The sequence below is a fragment of the Pseudomonas sp. 9AZ genome, from assembly GCF_902506525.1.
In the GTDB taxonomy this organism is placed as follows: Bacteria; Pseudomonadota; Gammaproteobacteria; order Pseudomonadales; family Pseudomonadaceae; genus Aquipseudomonas; species Aquipseudomonas peli.
In genome coordinates, this window is record NZ_LR733840.1 from 2,546,355 (window position 1) to 2,567,387 (window position 21,033).

At 58.0% G+C, this 21,033-nt stretch carries 18 protein-coding genes; 2 read left to right on the forward strand and 16 right to left on the reverse strand.

What is annotated here, in order from left to right; all coding sequences use genetic code 11:
• Positions 1-90: 90 nt before the first annotated feature.
• From htpG to ALTER154_RS11760, 4 genes are all read right to left on the reverse strand, one after another.
• Entirely contained in the window at positions 91-1,995 is a 1,905-nt protein-coding gene (htpG, locus tag ALTER154_RS11745; protein WP_160087234.1) for a molecular chaperone HtpG, read from the reverse strand.
• Between the two features lie 385 nt (positions 1,996-2,380).
• Entirely contained in the window at positions 2,381-3,634 is a 1,254-nt protein-coding gene (locus ALTER154_RS11750) for an MFS transporter (RefSeq protein WP_160087236.1), read from the reverse strand.
• A 54-nt stretch (positions 3,635-3,688) separates the two neighbouring features.
• The gene (locus ALTER154_RS11755; protein ID WP_090253305.1) at positions 3,689-4,135 is read right to left on the reverse strand and encodes a PaaI family thioesterase; all 447 of its coding nucleotides are present in this window, start codon (positions 4,133-4,135) and stop codon (positions 3,689-3,691) included.
• Positions 4,132-4,596 carry a PaaI family thioesterase gene (locus ALTER154_RS11760; RefSeq protein ID WP_090253302.1) on the reverse strand — a complete coding sequence of 155 codons (465 nt, stop codon included), beginning with the start codon at positions 4,594-4,596 and terminating at the stop codon, positions 4,132-4,134. Before ALTER154_RS11760 ends, ALTER154_RS11755 begins: the two co-directional genes overlap by 4 nt.
• A gap of 190 nt (positions 4,597-4,786) precedes the next feature.
• Here ALTER154_RS11760 and ALTER154_RS11765 point away from each other — a divergent pair, with 190 nt between their 5' ends.
• Positions 4,787-5,077: a hypothetical protein gene (locus ALTER154_RS11765; RefSeq protein WP_090253300.1), complete on the forward strand. Its 291-nt coding sequence runs from the start codon at positions 4,787-4,789 to the stop codon at positions 5,075-5,077.
• 58 nt (positions 5,078-5,135) lie between these two features.
• On the opposite strand, the gene ALTER154_RS11770 is transcribed toward ALTER154_RS11765, so the two are convergent.
• From ALTER154_RS11770 to sdhC, 12 genes are all read right to left on the reverse strand, one after another.
• Positions 5,136-5,528: an MAPEG family protein gene (locus ALTER154_RS11770; RefSeq protein ID WP_160087238.1), complete on the reverse strand. Its 393-nt coding sequence runs from the start codon at positions 5,526-5,528 to the stop codon at positions 5,136-5,138.
• Entirely contained in the window at positions 5,525-6,259 is a 735-nt protein-coding gene (locus ALTER154_RS11775) for a DUF599 domain-containing protein (RefSeq protein ID WP_160087240.1), read from the reverse strand. The genes ALTER154_RS11770 and ALTER154_RS11775 overlap by 4 nt, the downstream gene beginning before the upstream one ends.
• A gap of 100 nt (positions 6,260-6,359) precedes the next feature.
• A complete protein-coding gene (gene brnQ, locus ALTER154_RS11780; protein ID WP_160087242.1) occupies positions 6,360-7,673 on the reverse strand; it encodes a branched-chain amino acid transport system II carrier protein in 1,314 nt (437 codons plus the stop codon).
• A 297-nt stretch (positions 7,674-7,970) separates the two neighbouring features.
• Complete coding sequence (gene sucD / locus ALTER154_RS11785) at positions 7,971-8,858, reverse strand: succinate--CoA ligase subunit alpha (RefSeq protein WP_090242057.1); 888 nt, start codon at positions 8,856-8,858, stop codon at positions 7,971-7,973.
• The gene (sucC, locus tag ALTER154_RS11790; protein WP_090253289.1) at positions 8,858-10,024 is read right to left on the reverse strand and encodes an ADP-forming succinate--CoA ligase subunit beta; all 1,167 of its coding nucleotides are present in this window, start codon (positions 10,022-10,024) and stop codon (positions 8,858-8,860) included. Before sucC ends, sucD begins: the two co-directional genes overlap by 1 nt.
• A 208-nt stretch (positions 10,025-10,232) precedes the next feature.
• Complete coding sequence (lpdA, locus tag ALTER154_RS11795) at positions 10,233-11,669, reverse strand: dihydrolipoyl dehydrogenase (RefSeq protein ID WP_160087244.1); 1,437 nt, start codon at positions 11,667-11,669, stop codon at positions 10,233-10,235.
• 66 nt (positions 11,670-11,735) lie between these two features.
• Complete coding sequence (gene odhB, locus ALTER154_RS11800; protein ID WP_160087246.1) at positions 11,736-12,962, reverse strand: 2-oxoglutarate dehydrogenase complex dihydrolipoyllysine-residue succinyltransferase; 1,227 nt, start codon at positions 12,960-12,962, stop codon at positions 11,736-11,738.
• 69 nt (positions 12,963-13,031) lie between these two features.
• Complete coding sequence (locus ALTER154_RS11805) at positions 13,032-15,863, reverse strand: 2-oxoglutarate dehydrogenase E1 component (RefSeq protein WP_160087248.1); 2,832 nt, start codon at positions 15,861-15,863, stop codon at positions 13,032-13,034.
• A 246-nt stretch (positions 15,864-16,109) separates the two neighbouring features.
• Positions 16,110-16,817: a succinate dehydrogenase iron-sulfur subunit gene (locus ALTER154_RS11810; RefSeq protein WP_090253279.1), complete on the reverse strand. Its 708-nt coding sequence runs from the start codon at positions 16,815-16,817 to the stop codon at positions 16,110-16,112.
• Between the two features lie 11 nt (positions 16,818-16,828).
• Entirely contained in the window at positions 16,829-18,601 is a 1,773-nt protein-coding gene (sdhA, locus tag ALTER154_RS11815) for a succinate dehydrogenase flavoprotein subunit (RefSeq protein WP_160087250.1), read from the reverse strand.
• Between the two features lie 3 nt (positions 18,602-18,604).
• Entirely contained in the window at positions 18,605-18,973 is a 369-nt protein-coding gene (gene sdhD / locus ALTER154_RS11820; RefSeq protein WP_160087252.1) for a succinate dehydrogenase, hydrophobic membrane anchor protein, read from the reverse strand.
• On the reverse strand, positions 18,967-19,341 hold the full coding sequence (sdhC, locus tag ALTER154_RS11825; RefSeq protein WP_160087254.1) for a succinate dehydrogenase, cytochrome b556 subunit: 375 nt from the start codon (positions 19,339-19,341) through the stop codon (positions 18,967-18,969). The genes sdhD and sdhC overlap by 7 nt, the downstream gene beginning before the upstream one ends.
• 361 nt (positions 19,342-19,702) lie before the next feature.
• On the opposite strand from sdhC, the gene gltA reads away from it, so the two are divergent.
• Positions 19,703-20,977 carry a citrate synthase gene (gene gltA / locus ALTER154_RS11830; RefSeq protein WP_160087256.1) on the forward strand — a complete coding sequence of 425 codons (1,275 nt, stop codon included), beginning with the start codon at positions 19,703-19,705 and terminating at the stop codon, positions 20,975-20,977.
• The last annotated feature ends 56 nt before the right edge of the window (positions 20,978-21,033 follow it).

Below are 21,033 nucleotides of genomic sequence, written 5' to 3' on the forward strand. Positions count from 1 at the left end.
TGACAGCATCACAAACGAGCCTGCCCAGCCTGTCAATCAAGCACCGACAAAAAAGCCCGCCAATGGCGGGCTTTTTAATATCTGCATGGATTAGGCGGAGAGCTCAACCAGTAGCTTGTTCAACCGCTGCACATAAGCGGCTGGATCTTTCAGGTTGTCGCCTGCTGCCAATGCCGCTTGGTCGAAGAGGATGTGGCTGAGGTCGGCAAAGCGATCTTCATCGGCCTCACCATCGAGCTTCTCGATCAGCGGGTGGCTTGGGTTGAATTCGAAGATCGGCTTGGAGTCCGGCACCTTCTGCCCGCTGGCTTCGAGGATCTGACGCATCTGCAGACCCAGGTCCTGCTCACCAATGGCCAGAATCGCCGGCGAGTCGGTCAGACGATGCGATACACGCACCTCGGCGACCTGCTCACCGAGTGCGGTTTTCAGACGCTCGACCAGACCTTCTTTGGCCTTGGCGACTTCTTCCTGAGCCTTCTTGTCTTCTTCCGAATCCAGCTTGCCGAGGTCCAGATCACCGCGTGCCACGTCAACAAACTGCTTGCCGTCGAACTCGGTCAGGTAGCTCATCAGCCACTCATCGATGCGGTCGGTGAGTAGTAGCACTTCGATGCCTTTCTTGCGGAACACTTCCAGGTGCGGGCTGTTCTTCACCTGAGCGTAGGATTCGCCAGTCAGGTAGTAGACCTTGTCCTGACCTTCGGCCATGCGCGCGATGTACTCGCCCAGGCCAACACTCTGCTCGCCATCTTCGGTGCGGGTGGAAGCAAAGCGCAGCAAGCCGGCGATCTTCTCCTTGTTAGCGAAGTCTTCCGCCGGGCCTTCCTTGAGTACCTGACCGAAGTTCTTCCAGAAGCTCTTGTAGTGCTCAGGCTCGTTCTTCGCCAGCTTTTCCAGCATGTCCAGCACGCGCTTGGTCAGCGCCGACTTCATCGAGTCGATGATCGGATCTTTCTGCAGAATTTCGCGGGAGACGTTCAGCGACAGGTCGTTGGAGTCGACCACACCCTTGATAAAGCGCAGGTACAGCGGCAGGAAGGACTCAGCCTGGTCCATAACGAATACGCGCTGCACGTAGAGTTTCAGGCCACGCGGCGCTTCACGCTGATACAGATCGAACGGCGCACGCGCCGGGGTATACAGCAGCGAGGTGTATTCCAGCTTGCCTTCGACCTTGTTGTGGCTCCAGCTCAGCGGGTTCTCGAAATCGTGGCCGATGTGCTTGTAGAACTCCTGGTACTCCTCGTCCTTGATCTCGGTACGCGGACGGGTCCACAGGGCACTGGCGCGGTTGACGGTTTCCCACTCAACTTCGGCAGGCTTGTCCTTCTCTTCGCCGTGAAACTCCTTCGGCAGCTCGATCGGCAAGGCGATATGGTCGGAGTACTTCTTGATGATATTGCGCAGACGCCAGCCATCGGCGAACTCGTCTTCAGCCGCTTTCAGGTGCAACACGATACGGGTACCGCGCTCGGCTTTTTCAACGGTGGCAACTTCGAACTCGCCCTCGCCCTTGCTCGACCAATGCACACCTTCGCTGGCCGGGCTGCCGGCGCGACGGCTGAACACTTCAACCTTGTCGGCAACGATAAAGGCAGAGTAGAAGCCCACACCGAACTGACCGATCAGGTGCGAGTCCTTCTTCTGGTCGCCGGAGAGGTTCTTCATAAAGTCGGCGGTGCCCGACTTGGCGATGGTGCCCAAGTGGGTGATCGCGTCTTCACGGCTCATGCCGATGCCGTTGTCTTCGAGGGTGACGGTCTTGGCGTCTTTGTCGAAGCTGACGCGAATTTTCAGCTCAGCGCCGCCTTCGAGTAGCTCAGGCTTGGCCAGCGCTTCGAAACGCAGCTTGTCGGTGGCATCCGATGCGTTGGAAATCAGCTCACGAAGAAAGATTTCCTTGTTCGAATACAGCGAATGGATCATCAGGTGAAGCAGTTGCTTCACCTCGGTCTGGAAGCCCAGGGTTTCTTTTTGAGTTTCCACACTCATGCTCTCTTACTCCACGTTGTTGACGAAGCCGCAGTGCGGCGGATGTCATACAGGTGGGGGCATGTTGTGGGATTTCAAGTGTTTGCTGCAGAACCTGTTTAGGATCTAGCGAGCTAGAGACCTGCAAGGCGCTACGTTAGTAACAGCCTCCGGCTGGTCAAAGCGGCAAGAAACGTAGCGTAGCGCAGTAACAGCCGTAGGCTGGCCCACAGGGTGAGCGCAGCGAATCAAGCGGACTGGGCTCGCACACGAGTGTACTGTTGTACATGAGCATTACTCGCGTCACTCGCCCTTCGGGTCGCGCTAAAGCGCGTTAGCCGCAAGCGGCTTCTGAGGCTGTTTTTAACGCCGCAGGGCCGACGCGCAGCAGATCGTAAATAGGTTCTCAGGGCTCAAGCAACTCGATACGGGTAATCTCTTCCGGCTGCAGGCTGAAACTGACTTCACCCTGCCCGCTCATGCGCTGGCGCAAAGTGATCCGACCGTCCTGATCGATACCCTGAAAGCGACCCTCGGCACTGTTACCGCGCTCAGTGGTGGCTCGCATGCTGAGGTTTTCATAGCGGTTGGGGTTGCGCAGCAAGCCATCAAGGCTGAAACGTACACGCCGATCCAGAGGCCGACTGACGCGCTCCGGAACGACTGCCGCCACTGCAACCGGTTTGGCCTCGGTAACCGGCGGTGCATCGGCGCTAGGTAACGGCGGAAAACTATCGGCAGCGACTTGCCAGCCACGCTTATCCTGCTTCTGCAGCAGGATCGGCAATTGCTGCAGCTCACCGTTGATCCGCGCCTGGACGTTCAGATCAACCCTCTGCAGTGGAAAGTTCAGGTTACCGATTGGCAGCAATTCCACCCGGCGAGTGGCAAAGCGGCGCTCCAAGTAGTCCTGAATCACATGGCTGACGGTATCCACCGAGTCGAACTGGCGATCGACTTTGTCGCCCTGATAACGCAGGCCATTGCGGAACAGCTCAAGCTTGCCGCTCAGGGTGGTTTTGAACTGCGGCGGTAGTACCAGATGGAAATCACCGGCCAGCTTGTTCGGCGGCACCGGCTGCAAGTCCAGATGCAAGGTGTAGCCTCGGCTCAAACGCCGCGCTTCGGGCAACTCCTGCTCAGGCAATAACCAGCTGATTTCCACTTCCGGCAGTATGCCTTCATCGGCCGGCAACACATCGAACCGCACTGGGCCCGAAGCGACGCTGGGTAGACGAATTACCAGTTCGCTTTGGGCAAAGAAATCCTGCCCCTCACGCAAGCTCAACACGCCATCAATCAGCTCAGCCTGTTGCGGCGAAAAGGGGCGGCCATTCAACTGGCCACTCAGCACAATCGCTAATTCGGCGGGTGCTTGCACTTCAGGCTCAAGCCACTTGAGGCTGAAGATGGCTTCAAGACGTTGCGCATCATGGCTGGCCAGCAAGGTCAGGCCGACCACCAGCGGAATAATCCCCAAACTGGCCAAGGCCAGCGCTGGCCGCGCCGAACGCCAATGGCGCAACACATACAGCAAGGTGAACGGCGGCAGGAAACTGGCCCAGCCCCACAGCAGGCCGGTAGCAAAGGCGCGCATGACCAGCCAGACCAACCCGGCGAGTATCAGCAGCAAGCCACCCAGAATCAGCAGCGCATCCATTCAGTAATCCTTAGCGATGGTTAAACGAGGGGTTATCCGCCTGGCCGGCATACCTCAAGGTTCATCGACCTTAAAGTGCGCCCGCGCCGTAGCAATCGGCTCGGTCTGATTGGTTTGCCAGGCGGTGATGGCCACGTTGGCGACCCGGCGACCTTGGCGCCAAACCTGGCATTGCACGAAGGTGTCACGATAATGGCCGGCACGAAGGTAATCTATCGAGAAGTCGATGATTTTCGGCAAATGTGGAATACCCATAAACATCAGCAGATGAAGCATTGCCGAATGCTCCATAAAACCGGCGATCACCCCGCCATGCAATGCGGGCAAGGTCGGATTACCGATATTGTCCTGGTTGGCCGGCAAGCGAAACACCATGTCATCACCCAGGCGCAGACACTCGATGCCAAGCAATTTGGCGTAGGGAATCAGGCTGATCAGTGAATCGTAGTTATTCTGCTCGTGGGCTTCGCGCACCAGCTGGTTGAGATTCAGCGTGCTCATTGGCCAGCTCCCTTGGCAGTGCGTTGCAGATCAGCAGGTTTACCCATGCGCATGAAGGCGCCGACCACATGGGCAATCGGCTCATCGGGATTGTCCTGATAGGCATAGCCGCGGGTGAAGATGATGTTCTCGGTTACCCGGTAGCATTCAGCGAAACCAAATACATCCTTGTTCGGCTCAGCCGGGCGCATGTAATCAATGCGCAGGTCGAGGGTTGGGCAGATTTCGAACTCTGGCAGCACACACACAGTGGAAATACCGCAGGTGGTGTCCATCAGCGTGGTGATGGCACCACCGTGGATCACACCGGTTTCCGGGTTACCAACGATCTGTGGGCTGTAGGGCAAACGCAGGATCAGCCCCTGTGCATCAGCGCTGTGCACACTGATGCCGAGCACCTGGCAATGACGCAGGACCGATAGAAAACGCTGCGCCCGCGCAACAATAGGAGAATCGCTCATGACTTCAGACTCAGGACAGCTGTACAAAGGGTGAGCATGATACTCGCAGACACCAGGCCCGGCACCACGGAGCCGACCTGCTGACGCGAACTGCCAGTAAATTAATAGGGAACTTCGGCGAAACTGCGTTGTTTAATGGCTATGCCCGGGCGACCCGGCATTGATTTCTACACTACAAGGAGTACTAACCGTGCAAAAGCCATTCACCTATGCCCTGCTTCTCGCCGCCATGCTCGGCCTGGCAGCTTGCGAGAAAACCCCGGAAGACAAAGTAGAGTCAGCCAAGGAGTCCGCTGCTGAAGCCATTGAATCCATGGGTGATGCAGTTGAAGAAACCGGCGAAGCCATCGAGCAGAAAGCTGATGAAGTGATGGGCACCGAGCCAACCACTGGCGAGAAAATCGAAGACGCTGCCAATGATGCAGCTGACGCTATCGAAGATGCTGGCGATGAAGTCAAAGATACTGTTGACGGCCAATAAGCCTTCCAGCTGAAACAAACAGGCCCGCTTAATGCGGGCCTGTTTGTTTATGGCGCAATCAAAGCGCCGGGGTAAGCATGAGCAGCAGGCTGCACAGCAGCCCAACCACCCAGACCAGACTGCGCTGCCAGTGCAGGTCGGCCCAGTAGAAAAGCAGATAAAGCACCCGCGCTACAACGAAGGTCACGGCCAAGACATCCACCAGAACGCCGTGGTTATTGGTCACATGGGCCATCAGCACGCCGACGGCAAACAGCGGAAACGCCTCGAAGCTATTCAAGTGCGCCGCCAAAGCACGCGCGCCAAAACCGGTCAGACGCGCTTGCTGGGCGCGCGGATGGTGGTTGTCGTAATGACCGTCACCCTCCTTCGCCATGGCCTTGGCCACCGGGGCCTTGGCAATAAAGATCAGTAATGCGCTGATAAAAATGCACCAGAATGGAATGCTCATTCGCTTTTCTCCTTGGGCGATTCGAATGCCGGGGTCTGGGTGTAGACCATCACTTCCAGCACATCGGAGTGAAACTCGCGGCGGTACAACACCAATACCACACCTGCGCTGACCAGTATGAAAAACCATGGGTTGATAAACCAGGCCAGGGTTGCCATACCGAAGTAATAGGCACGCAACCCCTGGTTGAACTGGTTGGCGGCCATCGAGATCACCCGCGCGGTGCGTTCGGCGAAGGCTTTGCGCTCCTGCTCAGTGACATGTCGCTCCCCCACCATCGGCGCAGAACCCACCAGTACGGCGGCGAAGTTGTACTGGCGCATGCACCAGCTGAAGGTAAAGAAGGCGTAGACGAACACCACCCCCAAGCACAGCAGTTTGACTTCGGACAGCTCGCGGCTGGCGGCCTGGACAAACGGCAGATCGGCCAGCAGCGATACTGCGCGATCAGAGGCGCCGAGCACGGTCAGAATACCGGCGAGGATGATCAGCGTACTGGAGGCGAAGAACGAGGCGTTACGCTCCAGGTTGCCGATCACGTTGGCATCGGCGATGCGGTTATCGCGTAGCAGCATGCGGCGCATCCAGTCTTCGCGGTACAGGTGCAGCACGCTGGCCAGGCATGGCGTGGTACGACCCTTGGCCTGGGCATAGCGGGTGTAACCGGCCCAGCAGACGACGAACCAGAGAACGGCAAGCAGGTGCGGTAGGTAGTAGTCACTGATTGGCATGCAAACTCCTTGTTAACCTGCGCCGATTATAGACAGGCCTGGCTTTCAGCTGGCCAACAAAAAGGCCGCTCAGTGAGCGGCCTTTTGTAACCAACAGAACTTAGGCTGCGGCGGTCTTCGGCGCACCTAGCGCGCGATCCACCACAACAGCCAGGACCAGGGTCAGCAGCACCGGCAACAGCCAGCCGAGGCTCTGGTCCGCCAAAGGCAATTGGCTGAAGAAGCTGGGGATCAGCGCCTTGCCGCCAGCTGCGGCAATACCGTCAACCAGGCCAAACACCAGGGTGACCGCCATCACCGGGCGGAACACCCGCGCCGGCGAACACCACAGGTCATCCAGCAGGCTCAGCGCCACCAACACAATGGCCAGCGGGTACAAGCCGACCAGTACCGGAATCGAGAAGCTGATCAACTGGGTCAAGCCCTGGTTGGCCACCAGCAGGCTGAACACGCCAAACGCGATCACCACCGTGCGATAGGAAACCGGCAACAGGCCGCTGAAGAACTCGCCACAAGCCGTCAGCAAACCCACAGCGGTGGTCAGGCAGGCCAGGGTAATCACCACGGCCAACAGCAAGCTGCCAGCGGTACCGAAGGTGTGCTGCACATAAGCGGTAAGAATCTGCACGCCATTCTGCGCTTCACCGGCAATGCCCTGACTGGTCGCACCGAGGTAGAACAGCGCCAGGTACACCAGCGACAGGCCGACTGCAGCGATCAGGCCGGCAATCACCGAGTAGCGGGTAATCAGCTTGCCGTCGGTCACGCCATGGTCGCGAATCGCGGTGGCGATCACGATGCCGAATACCAGCGCACCGAGGGTATCCATGGTCAGGTAGCCCTGCAGAAAACCCTGCACAAAGGGCGCACTCTGATAATCCGCCGATACCTGGCCGATCTCCCCTGCCGGAATCAGCAGAGCAGCGCCGCCCAACACCAGCAGCGCAGCCAGCAGCACCGGGGTGATGTACTTGCCGATGCGATCCACCAGTTGCCCAGGGTTGAGGGATAGGAACAGCACCGCAGCAAAGTAGGCCAGGGTGTAGAGCAGTAGTGCCGTGCTGTTATTGCCGCTGAACGGCGCGACGCCCATCTCGAACGACACCACCGCAGTGCGCGGCGTAGCGAATAACGGGCCAATGGCCAGGTACACCGCGACCGCAAACATTACGCCCGCACGCTTGCCTAGCGGCGCGGTGAGCAGCGCCATACCACCACCTACGCGCGCCAGAGCAACGATGGTCAGCAGCGGCAAGCCGACACCGGTGAGCAGAAAGCCTAGCGCTGCCAGGCCGATGTTCTCGCCCGCTGCCATACCGGCGCTGGGCGGAAAGATGATGTTGCCGGCGCCCAGGAACAGCGCAAACGTCATAAAACCGAGGGCCAGGAGATCCGAGCCTTTCAAACGAGTCATAGAAGGGAATACCACAGGCAGAAAGTTGGAAGTTGAAAACCGAAAGTTCCGAGGGTTTCCCGATGGATCGGGGGAAACGTCACCCAGCCGGTTAAGCGGGGCCACTGCAGCACCCTGAGCCGCTTGTGGCGGAGCAGGCACTAATAGTTGCAAGCCTAACGAAATTGGCACGCCAGCGGCACTGGCACAGGTCAGGCTGTCGGACTGGTGAAAAAAGCTGTCGCATCGACAACAGTTCATCCCTGGCCGCAATAAAAAAGGCCACCCAAAGGTGGCCTTTTCTCAGATCAAAAAGCCTTAGGCTTTTTTCACTTCCCAACCGGTCAGCTCGGCCAGGGCCTTGCCGATGTCAGCCAGGGAACGCACGGTTTTCACACCAGCGTCTTGCAGGGCTGCGAACTTCTCGTCTGCAGTACCCTTGCCGCCGGAGATGATTGCGCCGGCGTGGCCCATACGCTTGCCCGCCGGAGCGGTCACACCAGCGATGTAGGACACGACAGGCTTGGTCACGTTAGCCTTGATGTAGGCAGCGGCTTCTTCTTCAGCGGAACCGCCGATCTCACCGATCATCACGATCGCTTCGGTCTTCGGGTCTTCCTGGAACAGCTTCAGGATGTCGATGAAGTTGGAGCCTGGGATCGGGTCACCACCGATGCCGACGCAGGTGGACTGACCGAAACCGGCGTCAGTGGTCTGCTTAACAGCTTCGTAAGTCAGGGTGCCGGAACGCGACACGATGCCTACTTTGCCTGGCAAGTGGATGTGGCCCGGCATGATGCCGATTTTGCACTCGCCCGGAGTGATCACGCCTGGGCAGTTCGGGCCGATCAGGACTACGCCCAACTCGTCGCACTTGACCTTGGCTTCGAGCATGTCGATGGTTGCGATGCCTTCGGTGATGCAAACGATCAGCTTGATGCCGCCCATGGCTGCTTCAAGGATCGAGTCCTTGCAGAACGGAGCCGGAACGTAGATCACGCTGGCGGTGGCGCCAGTCTGCTCAACTGCTTCACGCACAGTGTTGAACACCGGCAGATTCAGGTGAGTGGTGCCGCCTTTGCCCGGAGTCACGCCGCCAACCATCTTGGTGCCGTAGGCGATGGCTTGTTCGGAGTGGAAAGTACCCTGCGAGCCGGTGAAGCCCTGGCAGATAACTTTGGTGTCTTTATTGATCAGGACGCTCATTACTTGCCCTCCGCAGCTTTGACGACTTGCTGAGCAGCGTCGGTCAGGCTGGTTGCCGCGATGATGTTCAGGCCGCTTTCTGCCAGGACTTTAGCGCCCAGTTCAGCGTTGTTGCCTTCCAGACGGACAACAACCGGGATTTTCACGCCGACTTCTTTCACTGCGCCGATGATGCCTTCGGCAATCATGTCGCAACGAACAATACCGCCGAAGATGTTGACCAGTACGGCAGCAACGTTGCTGTCGGACAGGATGATCTTGAAGGCTTCGGTCACGCGCTCTTTGGTTGCGCCGCCACCTACGTCGAGGAAGTTGGCTGGCTTGCCGCCGTGTAGGTTGACGATGTCCATGGTGCCCATGGCCAGGCCAGCACCGTTGACCATGCAACCGATGTTGCCTTCCAGCGCTACGTAGTTCAGTTCGAACTTGGCAGCGTGGGCTTCACGCGGATCGTCCTGGGACGGATCGTGCATGGCGCGCAGCTTCGGCTGACGGTACATGGCGTTGCTGTCGATGTTGATCTTGGCGTCGAGGCAATGCAGATTGCCGTCAGCCTTGATCACCAGCGGGTTCACTTCCAGCAGAGCCAGGTCATAGTCCTGGAACAGCTTGGCCAGGCCAACGAAGATCTGAGTGAACTGCTTGATCTGATCACCTTCCAGGCCCAGCTGGAATGCCAGCTCGCGGCCCTGGAACGGCTGAGCGCCGACCAGCGGGTCGATGGTCGCCTTGAGGATCTTCTCAGGGGTATCGTGGGCTACTTTCTCGATGTCCACGCCACCTTCGGTGGAAGCCATGAACACGATGCGACGGCTGGAACGGTCAACGACCGCGCCCAGGTAGAGTTCCTTGGCGATGTCGGTGCAGGACTCGACCAGGATCTTGGTCACTGGCTGACCGTTGGCATCTGTCTGGTAAGTCACCAGACGCTTGCCCAGCCAGTTGGCGGCGAAGGCTTTGGCGTCTTCTTTGTTCTTAACCAGCTTCACGCCGCCCGCTTTACCGCGGCCACCAGCGTGGACTTGAGCCTTGACGACCCACTCGGTGCCACCGATTTTTTCGCAGGCTGCTGCGGCTTCTTCCGGGGTGTCTACCGCGAAGCCCTTGGATACGGGCAGGCCGTATTCAGCGAACAGCTGCTTACCCTGATACTCGTGGAGATTCATGCTTGTCTACCGTCTTCGTTTAGGTATTGCGCATACGGTGCTGCACTTGTGATGCCGCACCACCTGTGACTGCTTCTGGAGCAATCCGGCTAACGTTCCGCGCAGAACCTGAGGTGTACGCGGGCAGTCGGCCGTGGTTCTTCCTGTTGAGCTGCACCTTCACCGGTACACAACGCCGGTGAAGGCATCCGCTCAAACAAACAACGACTTAACGCTTCTTGCGGTTGGCGATGTGGATGGCGTGGCCATTCACTGCCAGAGCAGCTTCATGCAGCGCTTCGGACAGCGTCGGGTGGGAGAACACCATCATCCCCAGATCCTCGGCGCTGGTGCCGAATTCCATACCAATTGCACCCTGCTGAACCAGTTCGGCGGCGCTTGGACCAATCACGTGTACACCCAGAACGCGGTCAGTGTTGGCATCGGCGATCACCTTGACCATACCGCCGGTGTCGTTGGCCGCCATGGCGCGACCGCTGGCAGCGAACGGGAAGGTGCCGACGTTAACGGCAACGCCTTCGGTCTTCAGCTGCTGCTCGGTTTTACCAACCCATGCGATTTCCGGGTGGGTGTAGATAACCGACGGGATCAGGTCGTAGTTCATCTGGGCTTTGTGGCCGGCGATGCGCTCGGCAACCATGATGCCCTCTTCCGAGGCTTTGTGGGCCAGCATCGCGCCGCGCACCACGTCACCAATGGCGTAAACGCCCGGTACGCTGGTGGCGCACTGGTCGTCAACGAAGATGAAACCACGCTCGTCCATGTCAACGCCGCTGTCGGCCGCCAACAGGTCGGTGGTCACCGGACGACGGCCAACAGCCACGATCAGCTTGTCGAATACGATCTTCTGCTCGCCTTCGGCGTCGGTGAAGTTGACCGTTACCTGCTTCTTCTTAACTTCCGACCCAGTAACGCGAGCGCCCAGACGGATGCTAAGGCCTTGCTTGGTGAAGGTTTTCAGCGCTTCCTTGGCGATCTGCTCATCGGCAGCCGGGAGGAACTTGTCCAGTGCTTCCAGCACGGTCACTTCAGCACCCAGACGCGCCCATACTGAACCCAGTTCCAGACCGATTACGCCTGCGCCGATCACGCCCAGCTTCTTCGGCACGCTCTGGAATTCCAGGGCGCCAGTGGAATCAACGATCACGTCCTGATCAACCGGAGCTGGCGGGATGTCGATCGGCTTGGAGCCGGAGGCCAGAATCACGTTCTCTGCTTCGACGATCTGCGTCTTGCCGTCGGAGCCAGTGACTTCAACCTGCTTGTTGGCCAGCAGCTTGCCGTGACCTTCGAGCAGGGTCACGCCATTGGCTTTGAACAGCGTGGCAACACCGCCAGTGAGGTTTTTCACGATATTGGCCTTACGACCGATCATCGCAGGCACGTCGATGTTCACGCCCTTGGCTTCAATACCGTGAATCGCGAAGTGATCCTTCGCCTCATAGTATTTCCAGGAGCTGTCCAGCAGCGCCTTGGACGGAATGCAACCGACGTTCAGGCACGTACCACCGAGCGCAACCTTGCCCTCTTTATCCTGGTACTTCTCGATGCAGGCAGTCTTTAAGCCGAGCTGCGCTGCTTTGATGGCCGCTACATAGCCACCAGGGCCGGCACCGATGACTACCACGTCGAATTTCTGGGTCATAACGTATTCCTTCTCGAATAAACCGGACGGCCCTGGTTAGAGAGCCGCCGAGGGAGAAACTGGCTTTTAGATGTCCAGCAGCAGACGCGCCGGGTCTTCCAGCAAGTTCTTGATGGTCACCAGGAAGGTCACGGCTTCCTTACCATCAATCAGGCGGTGATCGTAGGACAACGCCAGGTACATCATTGGACGGATTACCACCTGGCCATTCACGGCCATCGGACGCTGGATAATGTTGTGCATACCCAGAATCGCGGCTTGCGGCGGGTTGACGATCGGCGTCGACATCATCGAACCGAAGGTGCCGCCGTTAGTGATGGTGAAGGTGCCGCCAGTCATTTCTTCGATCGACAGCTTGCCGTCTTTGGCTTTCTTGCCAAAGGTGGCAATGCCGTTCTCGATTTCAGCCAGGCTCATCAGCTCGGCGTTACGCAGCACCGGAACAACCAGACCACGGTCGCTGGACACGGCAACGCCGATGTCGGCGTAGCCGTGGTAAACGATGTCTGTCCCATCGATCGAGGCGTTGACTGCTGGGAAACGCTTCAGCGCTTCAGTGGCAGCCTTGACGAAGAACGACATAAAGCCCAGGCGCACGCCGTTGTGGCTCTTCTCGAACAGGTCTTTGTACTTCGAACGCAGGGCCATGACTTCGGTCATGTCGACTTCGTTGAAGGTGGTCAGCATGGCCATGGAGGACTGAGCCTCAACCAGACGCTCGGCGATCTTGGCGCGCAGGCGGGTCATCGGTACACGCTTCTCGGTGCGGTCGCCGGTGGCGAATACCGGGGCGGCAGCGGCTGGCGCGGCAGGCTTGGCGGCAGGTGCAGCAGCAGGCGCGTTCTTCTTCGCTTCAACGGCAGCCACCACGTCTTCCTTGGTGACACGACCGCCTTTACCGGTGCCGGCAATGCTGTTCGGATCGATACCGTTTTCTTCAGCAATCTTGCGCGCAGCTGGGGACAGGATCTGATCGTCGCCCGCAGCAGCGGCAGGAGCAGCGGCAGCAGGTGCAGCAGATTGAGCTGCAACAGCCGGTGCAGGAGCAGCCGCGCCGCCCTCGCCCAGGGTACCTAGCAGTTCGTTGGACAGAACGGTGTCGCCTTCATTCTTGATGATTTGCGCGAGGACACCATCGGCCTCGGCCAGCACTTCAATCACTACCTTGTCGGTTTCGATGTCAACGATCAGCTCGTCGCGCTTGACCGCATCGCCCGGCTTCTTGTGCCAAGTGGCCACGGTGCCGTCGGCAACCGATTCCGGGAAAGTAGGGGCTTTGATCTCGATAGCCATTGTGTGTGGTTCCTTAAATTCGGTTTCTTCTAGCAGGCGACCCAGTTGGCCGCCTGTTGCGCGAAGGCGTTAAACAGTAAAGGCGTCTTGCAGGAGTTTTTCCTGCTGTTCGGCGTGCATCGATGCATAACCACAGGCAGGTGCAGCAGACGCATCACGACCGGCGTACTCGAGGAACAGCGCTTTCTTGTGCGCTGTCGCCACGCGACGCATGTGATGCTGGCTGCAGTACCAGGCGCCCTGGTTCATCGGCTCTTCCTGACACCAGACGATGTGCTTGAGGTTCTTGTACGGAGCAATTGCCTCGGCCAGATCATCTTCCGGGAACGGATAGAGCTGCTCGATACGCACGATGGCGATGTCTTCGCGGCCTTCGTTGCGGCGCTTCTCCAGCAAGTCGTAGTAAACCTTGCCGCTGCACAGAATCAGACGCTCGACTTTCTTCGGATCGATTGCATCGATCTCCGGAATCACGGTCTGGAACGAGCCTTCGGCCAGATCTTCCAAAGTCGAGATGGCCAATTTGTGGCGCAGCAGCGACTTCGGCGTCAATACGACCAATGGCTTGCGCAGCGGGCGAATCACCTGACGACGCAGCAAGTGGTAGATCTGCGCCGGGGTGGTCGGTACGGCAACCTGCATGTTGTGCTCGGCACACAGTTGCAGATAACGCTCTAGACGCGCCGAGCTGTGCTCAGGCCCCTGCCCTTCATAACCGTGCGGCAGCAGCATGGTCAGACCGCACAGACGGCCCCACTTGTGCTCGCCACTGGAAATGAACTGGTCGAACACTACCTGAGCACCGTTAGCGAAGTCGCCGAACTGCGCTTCCCAGATCACCAGCGACTGCGGCTGGGTGGTGGCATAGCCGTATTCGAAGGCCAGCACGGCTTCTTCCGAGAGGAAAGAGTCGTATAGGTCAAAACGCGGCTGACCCTGGTAGAGGTTCTGCAGCGGCAGATGGGTGCCGGCATCCTTCTGGTTGTGCAGCACCGCGTGACGGTGCGAGAAGGTACCGCGACCGATGTCCTGCCCGGTCATACGGATTGGGTGGCCTTCGAACAACAGGGTGGCGTAGGCCATGGTTTCGGCGTAGCCCCAGTTGATCGGCAGTGCACCTGCACTCATCTTCTGGCGGTCTTCGAGAATTTTCGCGACCTGGCGCTGCACGACGAAGCCTTCCGGAATTTCCAGCAGCTTGTTGGACAGTTCCTGCAGGGTTTTCAGCTCGAAACGCGTGTCGTGACGCGCGGTCCAGGCATGGCCCAGGTACGGACGCCAATCGACGAAGAGTTCCTTGTTCGGCTCTTTGACCAGGCTTTTGACCACATGCTGACCGTTATCCAGCGCGGTACGGTACTCGTCAATCTTGGCCTGCACCTCATCCGCCGACTGACGCGCCGCAGCGGTCAGCACTTCGGCATACAGCTCACGGGTGGTGCGCTGCTTGGTGATTTGCTGATACATGATCGGCTGGGTGCCGCTCGGCTCGTCGGCCTCGTTGTGGCCGCGACGGCGGTAGCAGACCAGGTCGATGACCACGTCACGCTTATACTGCATGCGGTAATCGACAGCCAGCTGGGTCACGAACAGCACCGCTTCCGGATCATCGCCATTAACGTGCAGGATCGGCGCCTGAATCATCTTGGCAACGTCCGTGCAGTACTCAGTGGAACGCGAGTCCAGCGGGTTGCTGATGGTAAAGCCGACCTGGTTGTTAATGACGATGTGGATGGTGCCGCCCGTCTTGAAGCCGCGAGTCTGCGACATCTGGAAGGTTTCCATGACCACACCCTGACCGGCAAATGCTGCGTCACCGTGCAGGGAAACCGGCAGCACTTTCTCGCCAATCGCGTCGTTACGACGATCCTGACGGGCACGTACCGAACCTTCGACCACCGGCGAAACGATCTCCAGGTGGGATGGGTTGAACGCCATCGCCAAGTGCACTTCACCGCCAGCGGTCATCACGTTGGAGGAGAAACCCTGGTGGTATTTCACGTCACCGGAAGACAAACCTTCGGTTTTCTTGCCTTCGAACTCGTCGAACAAGTCGCGTGGGTTCTTGCCGAAGGTGTTGACCAGCACGTTAAGACGGCCACGGTGGGCCATGCCGATAACGATTTCCTTGGTACCGTAGGAGCCGGAACGCTGGATCACTTCATCGAGCAACGGAATAAGGCTCTCGCCGCCTTCCAGACCGAAACGCTTGGTGCCTGGGTATTTGGTACCCAGGTACTTTTCCAAGCCTTCGGCTGCGGTCAGACGCTCAAGCAGGTGGCTCTGCACGTCAACCGAGAATTGTGGACGACCGCGCACGCTTTCCAGGCGCTGCTGGAACCAGCTGCGCTGCTCGGAATCAACGATATGGGTGAACTCGGCACCGATGGTGCGGCAATATGTCTGCTGCAACGCATCGCGAATTTCGCGCAGAGTAGCCTCTTCCTTGCCAATGAACAGACCACCGGTACGGAAGGTGGTGTCCAGATCGGCATCGGTCAGACCATAGTGATTGATTGCCAGATCAGCCGGGACAGGACGCTTCCAGAGGCCAAGCGGATCGAGCTGGGCAGCCTGATGGCCGCGCATGCGATAAGCCTGAATCAGGCGCAGCACTTCGACTTGCTTCTTTTCGTGCTCACTGCTGACGCTACCAGCAGACACCGGTTGGGCGCGGCGCTGGTTTTTGGCGAGCAGGACGAAATGATCGCGAATCGTTGAATGCGATACGTCTGTGGCGGCGCTGCCGTCAGTCGGCAACTTCTGGAAGTAAGTGCGCCACTCTTCTGGCACAGCGTTGGGATCGTGCAGGTAAAGCTCATAGAGCTCTTCCACATAGGCAGCGTTACCACCGGATAGGTGGGCACTGTCCCACATGCGCTGCATCACGCTTTCTTGCATGCTTGGTCACCCTCGGTAAGGGGACACCACCGGCGAAGAAACCGCATGGCTGTCAGTCCTGAAGCAGCGACTGGTAAGCCACTACGGATCCCGCAGATAGTCCGGGCACCAGCCCGGATGCCCCTGCTGGTCGTCATATTTTTCAAATTAGGGCCACCGCTTTGTGAGCAGCCGCCCTGGCTAAAACTACGGCGCTGGGTTGAAAGCAGCGCCGCAGGTGTTACAGGTCTAGCAAACAACCGTGAATCAGGTACCGCTTTGCAGCAACATGTTACGTACGTGGCCGATTGCCTTGGTCGGGTTAAGACCCTTAGGGCAGACGTTCACGCAGTTCATGATGCCGCGGCAACGGAACACACTGAACGGATCATCCAACGACGCCAGACGCTGTTCGGTCTGGGTATCACGGCTGTCAGCCAGGAAACGATAAGCCTGCAGCAGCGCAGCTGGGCCGAGGAACTTGTCTGGGTTCCACCAGAACGATGGGCAGCTGGTCGAGCAGCACGCGCACAGAATGCACTCGTACAGACCGTCCAACTTCTCACGCTCTTCCGGCGACTGCAGACGCTCGATGGCCGGAGCCGGCGTGTCGTTCTGCAAATATGGCTGCACCTTCTCGTACTGCTTGTAGAAGATGCTCATATCAACAACCAGGTCACGAATGACTGGTAAGCCAGGCAGCGGCCGGATCACAAGCTTGCCACCTTTAAGGCCGGCAACCGAAAGCGGCGTGATGCACGCCAGACCATTCTTGCCGTTGATGTTCATGCCGTCGGAGCCACAAACACCCTCACGGCAGGAACGACGGTAAGAAAAGCCTTGATCCTGCTCTTTGATCAAAGCCAGCACGTCGAGAACCATTACATCCTTGCCACCGGTATCGACCTGGAAGTCCTGCATAAACGGCGCTGCATCTTTTTCCGGGTTGTAGCGATAAACACTGACTTGCAACATATCAGTCACCCTTAATAAGTCCGGACCTTGGGTTCAAACGCCGGTACTGTCTTCGGCGCGAAATTGACGGCACGCTTACTGACGCGCTTATCCTCTGGAAGATAGAGGGAGTGGCACAACCAGTTTTCGTCATCACGCTCTTCAAAGTCTTCGCGAGCATGAGCCCCACGGGACTCTTTACGGGCCTCCGCAGCGATCGCAGTAGCCTCAGCGACTTCGAGAAGGTTTTGCAGTTCCAGCGCCTCGATACGCGCAGTATTAAATGCCTGACTCTTATCCGCGATCTTGACGTTCGCGATGCGCTCACGCAGGTCGGTCAGTTGTTTGATGCCTTTTTGCATGTATTCGCCGGTGCGGAACACACCGAAGTAGTTTTGCATGCAGTTCTGCAGTTCTTTACGCAGCGGCGCTACGTCTTCACCTGTGGCGCGCTCGTTGACGCCACCCAAACGCTTGAGCGACAGCTCAATGTCCGTCTCGGACGCGCCACGCGCATCTACGCCTTCTTTAAGCGCTTTTTCCAGGTGGATACCGGCGGCACGGCCGAACACCACGAGGTCAAGCAACGAGTTGCCGCCAAGGCGGTTTGCACCATGAACCGATACGCAAGCCACTTCGCCCACAGCGAACAGACCGTCGATGATCTTGTCGTTACCGTTGGCATCCTGGGTGATGGCCTGACCATGGATGTTGGTCGGTACGCCGCCCATCATATAGTGGCAAGTCGGCACAACCGGGATAGGTGCAACAACCGGATCAACGTGTGCGAAGGTCTTCGACAGCTCGCAGATACCCGGAAGACGGCTGTGAAGCACCTCCTCACCCAGGTGATCGAGTTTGAGCATCACGTGATCGCCTTCTGGACCACAACCGTTACCAGCAATGATTTCCTTAACCATCGAGCGTGCAACAACGTCGCGACCTGCCAGGTCTTTGGCGTTCGGAGCATAACGCTCCATGAAACGCTCGCCGTGCTTGTTGATCAGGTAACCACCTTCACCACGGCAGCCTTCAGTTACCAGCGTACCGGCACCTGCGATACCGGTTGGGTGGAACTGCCACATTTCGATGTCCTGCACCGGAACGCCAGCACGCAGAGCCATACCAACACCGTCACCCGTATTGATCAGGGCATTGGTGGTGGAGGCATAAATGCGACCAGCACCACCGGTAGCCAACACTGTGGCTTTGGAACGGATATAAACGGTTTCGCCGGTTTCGATGCAGATGGCGATGGTGCCAACTACGGCGCCGTCCTGGTTCTTCACCAGATCGACCGCGTACCACTCGTTGAGGAACGAAGTGCCAGCTTTCAGGTTGGCCTGGTACAGGGTGTGCAGCAGGGCGTGACCGGTACGGTCAGCAGCAGCACAGGTGCGCGCAGCCTGAGTCGGGTTATTCGGGCCTTTGGACTGACCGCCGAACGGACGCTGATAGATGCGGCCCTGCTCGGTACGGGAGAACGGCAGCCCCATGTGCTCCAGTTCAAATACGGCTTCCGGACCTACAGAACACATGTATTCGATAGCGTCCTGGTCACCGATATAGTCGGAGCCTTTGACGGTGTCGTACATGTGCCAGCGCCAGTCGTCGTTCGGGTCGGCCGAAGCGATGGCGCAGGTGATACCACCCTGAGCAGAAACAGTGTGCGAGCGGGTCGGGAAGACCTTGGTAACAACTGCGGTTTTGTGACCACCCTGAGCCAACTGCAGTGCAGCGCGCATACCCGCGCCGCCGCCACCAATAATGATGGCGTCATAAGAAAGAGTGCGAATGCTTGTCATGGATCAGTTACCCCAAAAAATCTGCACGCCCCAGACGAAGAACGCGAACATGGCAACGCCACACGCGGCCTGGAACAGAAAACGCACGACAGTAGCCCACTTACCCAGGGCCATCGGCGTCAGGTAGTCGGTGGAAATTGTCCACATGCCAACCCAGGCGTGAACGCTGAGCGCCACCAGGGTCAACAGACTGAAGATACGCATTGCGTTATTGGAGAACAGCGCCTGCCATTCGGCATAACCCAGACCCGGGTTACACACAACAAAGCCAAGCAAAAACAGCACATAAGCCGCGAGGACGACAGCAGACACACGCTGCGCCATCCAGTCATAAAGACCCGAACGCGAGAAATTCGTGACGTTGGTTACCATATCCACACCCCCAGCAGCACGATCACGATCGTCGAGACGACGAGAACGATTTTCGAACCCAGCTTGCCGCCTTCCAGCGTCTCACCGATGCCCATGTCCATGATCAAGTGGCGTACACCGGCCACCAGGTGGTACAGCAGAGCGGACAACAGACCCCAAATCACAAACTTGGCCAGCGGGCTGGTCAAGCACTCTTTCACCTCAGCAAAACCTTCTGCAGATGCCAGCGACTTGTCGAGCCCGTACAGCAGCACAGCAATGCCGAAAAACAGAATGATTCCAGAAACACGGTGAAGGAATGACGTAACGCCAGTGATAGGAAGTTTGATCGTCCTAAGGTCGAGGTTTACAGGTCTTTGGCTATTCACGGCTTTTTATCACACTGAGAGCCCCTAACTATCAGGGCAAAGTTGTCGGGAGGTGCACTGGTCAGGTACCCATCACCCAAGGAGTGACAACTACCAAAAGACAGGCTAAAGCCCTTGGTAGCTGGGCGCAGAGTATAGACAGTTAGGTTACTAATGACAACGCAAAGCCCCCTACCTAAAAGCGCATTGCGTACCTTTTATAAATGGCGTAAAGAACCACTTTAAAAGCCCGAAAACCACCCGCAAACCCTTCTGCCGCCTGGGTTTTCGCAAATTGACATTCGAATTTATCTCACTATAGTGGTGCGGGCCCTGCGTGGGGGGCAGTCAGATGATTTCAAGCATAACTAGGAGGCCACACATGGCTGACAAAAAAGCGCAGTTGATCATCGAGGGCGCAGCCCCCGTCGAGCTGCCCATTTTAACCGGCACCGTTGGTCCCGATGTAATTGACGTACGGGGCTTAACCGCCACGGGCCGTTTCACATTTGATCCTGGCTTTATGTCCACCGCCTCGTGCGAGTCGAAGATCACCTACATCGACGGCGACCAGGGCATTCTGCTGCATCGCGGCTACCCCATCGAACAGCTGGCAGAGCAATCCGATTACCTGGAAACCTGCTACCTGCTGCTGAACGGCGAACTGCCGAGCGCAGAAGAAAAAGCCAAGTTTGTCAGCACCATCAAGAACCACACCATGGTTCACGAGCAACTGAAGACTTTCTTCAACGGCTTCCGCCGTGACGCTCACCCGATGGCCATCATGTGCGGTGTAGTCGGTGCCCTCTCGGCCTTCTACCACGACTCCCTGGACATCAATAACCCGCATCACCGCGAAGTATCGGCCATGCGCCTGATCGCCAAGATGCCAACCATCGCCGCCATGACCTACAAGTACTCCATGGGTCAGCCGATGATGTACCCGCGTAATGACCTGAACTACGCGGAAAATTTCCTGCACATGATGTTCAACACCCCGTGCGAGATCAAACCGATCAGCCCGGTGTTGGCCAAGGCTATGGATAAGATCTTTATCCTGCACGCCGACCATGAGCAGAACGCATCCACCTCCACTGTACGCCTGGCCGGCTCCTCGGGTGCCAACCCGTTCGCCTGTATCGCAGCCGGTATCGCCGCCCTCTGGGGCCCGGCGCACGGCGGTGCCAACGAGGCCGTGCTGAGCATGCTGGATGAGATTGGCGATGTTTCGAACATCGACAAATTCATAGCAAAGGCCAAGGACAAGAACGATCCGTTCAAACTCATGGGCTTCGGTCATCGCGTTTACAAAAACCGCGATCCGCGCGCCACCGTGATGAAGCAGACCTGCGACGAAGTACTGAAAGAGCTGGGTATCAAGAACGATCCACAGCTGGAACTGGCGATGCGTCTGGAAGAAATCGCCCTGACCGACCCGTACTTCAAAGAACGCAACCTGTACCCGAACGTCGACTTCTACTCGGGCATCATCCTCAAAGCTATCGGTATTCCAACCAGCATGTTCACCGTGATCTTCGCCTTGGCGCGGACCGTCGGCTGGATCTCGCACTGGAAAGAAATGCTCTCCAGCCCTTACAAGATTGGCCGTCCGCGCCAGCTGTACACCGGCTACCCGCAGCGCGATCTGAAGAAGTAATTCAGTTCTCGGCGCACAAAAGGCTGCCCTCGGGCAGCCTTTTTTATTGCGCTGAA